We start from the raw sequence: 2,766 nt of genomic DNA, 5'->3' as shown, positions 1-2,766 counted from the left end.
CCCGGGTTTTGTCCGATTCTCTTTTTCTGGTCTTGGCCAAAGCTCTCTCTTTTGACCCGGAGCGGGCTTTCCCGGATTTTCTCTCCTTTAAACAAGCGTTAGAGAGCGCCCTTTACGCTCAACCGGCCGGAGAAAGAAAATCTATCGCCATCAACCAGGTTACAGACGATAAAACAGTCATGGGGAAGGCCCCGGCCAGTCAGACGCCAGTCTCCGTTGGCCAAAGCATCCTCCAAGACCCCTTCCCATCCAGCGCCCGTCAGGCGACCCCACCGCCGCCGCCTGCGCCGGTTGCCGTTACGGTCCCAGTAACGGTCAAAGAAGCGCTGACCATCATCAATCAGCTCAACCAGGAAGTTTCGGAAAAAGCGGCCGAAGGCCTACGCTTAAGCGAAGAGCGGATCGACGAGATCAACGAACAACTCATCGCGATCGTCGACAAATACGGCGACAACCAGGTCGTGCAAAGGGTCATGAGCCCGCTGGCTTTGATGATGGGCGATATGTCCGAAGGGAAATAAGATGGCTAAACCGATCACTGAAATTCATTTAAGAAATATCTTGGACCGGACCGTCCGGAACGCCCGCAGTCAGGCGACGCTCGACAACGTCCGCCGCAACATCTTAACGCCGATCATCGACAACAAGATCAGCGTCTCTCCGGAAACGACTAAGCTCGCCCTGCAAGCGCAGTTCAGGATCAATCTTGGCCGAAAAAAACTCCCAGCCATTCTTGACCGGACCAAGGCAGCGCCCCAGGCTGATCTTTTAATCGAACCCTCCAGCATTAATAGCGTCACCACCGATCTTGATTTCCTGCTTGACCCGACAACTAAACCCGAAGATCGGGCGTATATTTTAATGGCCGCGCTCGACAAAAGCGACGGCTCAAGAGAACTGGCGATTGACGCGTTGGCGAACAGAGAGATCCCTCTAAATGATCTGGAAGGGTCACAACTCCTTGATCTTTATCTTAAGCTCCGGACCGGAGGCATCCTCTCCAATGAGGTCGACCTCGCCTCGGAGGTTGTTTTTGCCGAGCTGGAGAACCATCCCGACCAATTGACCAGACTGGTCGCTGAAATGACCCGCAAAAAGATCCCGATCCATCAAAGCGGGGTCAATTACCTCCGCGCCTTCGCCGGCGATCCCTCAACCGACAACCGGGTCCGCGACGGGGTCCTTCAGTACTTGCAATCGGTCCCGCCGGCCATGCCGGTCCTGACCCCGCCGCCACCGCTGACCGGCCCAGTGCGGCTCCCCGCCCCCGCCCTCGACAATTCCGTCTTTTCCGGCGGGAGTTCATCCTTCATCGATGGCTTCAATTATTTCAACTTGGGCGGCCTGGGCGCGATCTCCGACATCGGTTGCCGCAAAGAGCAACAGGACGCGGTCCTGTTGGCGATCAAGAACGGCCGGATCCTGGCCCTTGCCGCCGACGGCATGGGCGGACACAACTCCGGGGATATCGCTTCTTCACTGGCGGTTAAAGTCAATGATAAGTTATTCATGGAAGCCAACGATTACACCCTGCAACATGGCGTCCTTGAAGCCGACCAAGCGATTAAAAAAGAGGCCGCGGCCGATCCGGTAAATAATGCCGGCATGGGGACGACCCTTTCCGCGATCCTTTTTGAAGGGCGCCGCTATGCCACCCAGGTTATTGGCGACACCCGGATCTACCGCTTGAGAAATGGGGAACTCTCACTCCTTTCTCTGGATGAAAGCTATATGGCGATGACTAATCAGCTCGACCTGACCGATAAAAAAGACAAATTGACCCTCCCGATGGAAGAGCACTCCTCCGCTCAATACCATAATGGGGTCAATGAATTAAAAGGGAAGAACACGATCATTAACGCCCTGGGAATTGCCGGCAAACAACCCAGTCTGCGCCAAGCCGGACAAGGGGAAGTTCGGGCCGGAGACCTTTACCTGATCACAACCGACGGATTCCACGGTTTCATCTCTTTTGAAGAACTGAAACAGCTCGTCGACAATACCATAAGCCAAGACGCCGCGGCTATCAGTCTGGCGTTGCATAACCAAGCGGTCGCCAACATGAGAACGCAGGAAGCCGCGAAAGCCCAGGAAAAGGGACGAGAACCCAGGGCCATCGGCTTCGGCGATAACGTCAGCGTCGTGGCCGTCAAGATCGACGAGGATGTCCTGGCCTATCTTGATACTTACGCGCCGGCGGCCGACCAGCGGCATACCGTCGTCTACAACTCCACCCCCCCGGCCCCCGAGACAAAGCCGTCAAAGCCGGCCGCTCCGGCGCCTCAACCGGAAATTGAAGTAACAATCGAGCCCGAAGAACCGACCACCGTCCGGCAAATCCCGGCCCAAACATTGCCGTCGGTTGAAATCCACGATTTCCCGCCAGCTCCGGGTAATCCGTTCTTATCGGCCAGTAATCCATTTGATCCGTTCACGCCGGATCCATCCCGGACCGCGAATACGGTCGTCAATCAGCCGAAACCAGCGGCCGCGACGCAACCGGCGCCTTGGTACGCCAGGCTGGCGGAAAAGGTCTTCTCTTTCTTTGGCGGCCGCCGGCAAGAAATAGAACAGCTCAAAGCCAGACTGGCCCAGCAAGAACAAGCGGCAACCGCTAAGATCGAAGCGGAAGGAATGGCCAGAGTCTTGGCCGAACACAAATACAATACCCTGGTTAACCGGACGGTTAACATCGCCGGCAAACTGAAGGCGGGCGAATCGATCGGCCACGACGAAGCGCTTGAACTGCTCTTCAGTTTTCAAAAA

General features: G+C 56.1%; 2 protein-coding genes. Both read left to right on the top strand.

The annotated features are described in order from the left end of the window. Window positions 1-521, top strand: a 521-nt coding sequence (locus WC529_09110) for a hypothetical protein (protein ID MFA5114428.1), incomplete at its 5' end; no start/stop codon positions are given. 1 nt (window position 522) lies between these two features. Beyond that, a partial coding sequence (locus tag WC529_09105; protein ID MFA5114427.1) for a protein phosphatase 2C domain-containing protein occupies window positions 523-2,766 on the top strand: 2,244 nt, incomplete at its 3' end.

It is taken from the genome of Candidatus Margulisiibacteriota bacterium (genome assembly GCA_041650855.1).
Taxonomy (GTDB): domain Bacteria; phylum Margulisbacteria; class WOR-1; order O2-12-FULL-45-9; family XYB2-FULL-48-7; genus JALOPZ01.
The sequence above is the reverse complement of the archived record's forward strand: the minus strand, read 5'-3'. Positions and strand labels throughout refer to the sequence as shown.